The following is a 3,307-nucleotide window of genomic DNA, read 5'->3' as shown; positions in this document are numbered from 1 at the left end:
TTTCTAAATTGCCCGCATAAGTAAGTTTATCAAGGTTGATTATGTTATAATCGTCCCTCTTATCAAGGATGTAATTGATAAAATTGCTTCCGATAAAACCCGCACCGCCGGTAACTAAAATGTTTTTCATTTATTTTTTTTTAGTATGAAAAAAATCCGAAAAATATTCCCGATTGAATAAAAAAGCTATTTCCGTTTAGCTTTGATGGAACATTCGATAACTGCTTCTCATTTTCGACTTTCCAACTTTTACCTACAGCCAATTGATAACCGCCGCCTAATCTAAACGATAAAAATCTATAAAAGGGAATATCAATGTTTAGTGTTGGAGATAATAAGAAAAAGCTATTACTGATTCTGCGACTGAAATTTAGAGTCGAAGGATCTTTTGTAAACTGGTACCACAAATCCTTCCAGTCAAAATTTCCACGATTTTTATATAGCTCAATTTGGATGCTTCCTCCGCCAATTACAGCACCAACAGAGATCGCCATATTTTTAACGAGGGGTAAAGTGTATTCAACTGTTACGCCACCACCGCCAATTTTGTACACAGCTTCTTTCTCAAATTCACCAATAAAAGCTGAGGTTGATGTTGAGCCTCCGAAACCCATGCCACCAATTCTTAAATTTGGTACAAACCCAATATAAACAAAACCTGCCCCACCGGATGTATAAAATCCACTTTTGCTTAGTTGACCAGATCCAAAAGAAACAAGCTGTTTATTAAGTTCATCGAGGTTAACAAAAATCCATCCCGGTGTATATCCGCCGCCGCCGCCAAAGGGAGCATCAAAATATTTTTTATCTTGAGATAAAACATTAATTGATAGAAACAGGATTATTATTAAAAATTTTTCTTTCATTCATTACCAAAAAAGATGTGTAAAGTTATGAAACGACTGTACAAAAATAAAGTTAAATTATTGTTTTACTTAAGAACATTTTTGGCTTAAAAACAAACCCAGTTTCTAAGCAACTGCTTCAAGATATGTTGAGAAACTGGGTTTGTAACTTTATTATGAGTACGAATCGTTAATACCTAAAATTTTAATTTATGCTTCTCATTCTAGGTATTCCACTTCCATGCTGTAATTCCATTTATCAAAAAATAAGTTACCGCCTCTCCATTCGACTTCACCTCTTTGAAAATCAACTGTTTCGCTACGCGGATAAATCTTAGCAGGAAATAGTGGCATCGAATAATCATCATTCACAATTAACCTAAAAGCATCAATTCCACCGAGATAAAAATATCTTTCGGATTCATCCAAATAATTCTTGATTCCGAAACTCTGATCAACGGGGATCCAACCATAATCATCAACGTAAATTTCGCACCAATCATGCAGATTAATTTCAGGAGGATGCATCATCCAGCCGCTTTGCCATTTAGCAGGAATACCATTGTACCTGCAGAGAGTCATAAAAACCAAAGTTTGTATTCCACAATCGCCATGCTTGTTTTCTAAACTGTACTCGGGAATATTTGAAATAGTTGAGTATTCTCTCGCACTTGCCCAAGGAGTATTTTCATCCACCCAAGTAAAAATCTTTTTAAGTTTTTGCAAAGGATTTTTTTCATCTCCAATGATTTGTGCTGATATATTTTTTATTCGTTCCGAGAAAACGATATGAGGAAATTGCTCTCGAGTATACTCTGAAAATACTTCGGGATTTTTATTGAATGATATTTCTTTTGAATCCTCAAATAGATTCACATACTCAGCTTTGCTTGTATAGATTAACTCAATTTCGAACCTTGTCGGTAGATCTTTTTTCGCTTTATCTTCAAGGTAAATCGTTCTTTGAAGATTTTTATTATCAGCGATTACATACTCGCTTTTATTAACATTCAATAATTGAATATCAGTTTGCCGAGGATTTGACTCTCTTGGATAGGGGAGCCAGCATCGAATTATTTCACCATCAGGAACTGAATTTGGTTTTACAGTTAAAGAATATTTTATTTTCATCTTAACAGGCGATACAAATCGCTGCCCCGTTTCTTTTGCAGTCTCTACAATTTTCGGAATGTAATTTTCTAAAAATATATCGAGATCATCTAACTTACTCCCCTCAATTTTTTCTTTCTGCTTTTTTGCTTCTTTGTTTATTCTAAACAAATTTGGAACAGCATTATTGAAGTACCGTTTCTCTCCATCAATTACTTTCATTTCAAGCGAATTATCTTTTTCCCAATTTACCAGCATCTCATCGGTTAAATTCGGATAATATTTTTTCAAAGCATTCATTACTTCATCACGAGTTAGTCTAAAGTCTTTTCGTATTCTATCCATCAATTCAATTTGGAATTTCAGATCGTACATGTCAAGCTCGGTCAGATTCTTATCGAGCAATTTACTTTCAATTAAAGTCTGTGCTTGCGAGAAGTTCCCTAAATTGATTTGTTCATTAATTTCCGGGTATTTTGTTTGTGAAGCTAAGAAGTAAGAAAAAGTTAAAACTATAAAAAATATTTTTAGTGGCATTTTTTTATCCATCTTATGTTTTAATTTTGGCCAATGTAAATATAGCAATCGCTCGGTAACTAATTAAATAGTTTTGAAACGTTTTTAGGGTTTAAAAATGAATATCGAATCGCTTCTCAAATTATCTAAGAGAAAAAATAAATACGTCATCGGTTTAATGTCCGGTACATCTGTTGATGGTGTTGATGTCGTTCTAATCGAAATAAACGGAAGCGGAATCAATACCAAAATAAAACAGCTGGGATTCATCACTTATCCGTTTCCCCGAAAAATGAAAGAGATGATTCTTCGAAATGCTGAACTTAATGGTGGTAATGTAACCGACATTTGTAAGCTAAATTTTTTAATTGCGAGAGTGTATGTTTCTGCTATTAAATCACTTTGCGACAAAATAAAATTTCCTCTAAACAAAGTTCATTTGATCGGTTCTCATGGGCAGACAATTCACCACCTTCCAAAGAAAGAGAAATTATTCGGTTATGATACCAGTAGTACATTACAAATTGGTGATCCGGGTGTGATTGCAAAGCTCACTAAAATTATAACTGTGGGTGATTTCAGAGTCGGAGATGTTGCGCTTGGCGGAGAAGGTGCACCGCTTGTTCCATATTTTGATTATATCATCTTTCACTCGACTAAGAAAAATAGAGCGCTATTAAATATTGGTGGAATTTCAAACATTACAATATTGAATAAGAAGTATAAAGCTGATGACGTGATTGCCTTCGATACGGGTCCAGGCAACATGCTGATAGATTACCTTTCTAAGCTGTACTTTAATAAAGATTATGATAAAGATGGAAGAATAGCAAAGC

Annotated in this window: 4 protein-coding genes; 1 reads left to right on the top strand and 3 read right to left on the bottom strand. The window is 34.1% G+C overall.

The window, feature by feature from the left end; genetic code table 11:
* From VI621_RS01150 to VI621_RS01140, 3 genes are all read right to left on the bottom strand, one after another.
* On the bottom strand, positions 1-130 hold a 130-nt coding region (locus VI621_RS01150), incomplete at its 3' end, for an NAD-dependent epimerase/dehydratase family protein (protein ID WP_324216556.1).
* 10 nt (positions 131-140) lie between these two features.
* On the bottom strand, positions 141-866 hold the full coding sequence (locus VI621_RS01145; protein WP_324216555.1) for a hypothetical protein: 726 nt from the start codon (positions 864-866) through the stop codon (positions 141-143).
* Between the two features lie 198 nt (positions 867-1,064).
* On the bottom strand, positions 1,065-2,504 hold the full coding sequence (locus VI621_RS01140) for a transglutaminase domain-containing protein (protein ID WP_324216554.1): 1,440 nt from the start codon (positions 2,502-2,504) through the stop codon (positions 1,065-1,067).
* 145 nt (positions 2,505-2,649) lie between these two features.
* On the opposite strand from VI621_RS01140, the gene VI621_RS01135 reads away from it, so the two are divergent.
* Positions 2,650-3,307: anhydro-N-acetylmuramic acid kinase (locus VI621_RS01135; RefSeq protein ID WP_324216553.1), on the top strand; the 658-nt coding region annotated here is incomplete at its 3' end.

This window comes from Flavobacterium sp., assembly GCF_035292545.1.
Taxonomy (GTDB): Bacteria; Bacteroidota; Bacteroidia; order Flavobacteriales; family Flavobacteriaceae; genus Flavobacterium.
Note: the sequence above shows the minus strand (reverse complement) of the source record. Positions and strands in the feature narration are given on the sequence as shown.

Excerpts from the sequence above, each read along its gene's own strand:
- VI621_RS01145 (WP_324216555.1), bottom strand. The coding sequence starts at position 866 with ATGAAAGAAAAATTTTTAATAATAATCCTGTTTCTATCAATTAATGTT.
- VI621_RS01140 (WP_324216554.1), bottom strand. The coding sequence starts at position 2,504 with ATGGATAAAAAAATGCCACTAAAAATATTTTTTATAGTTTTAACTTTT.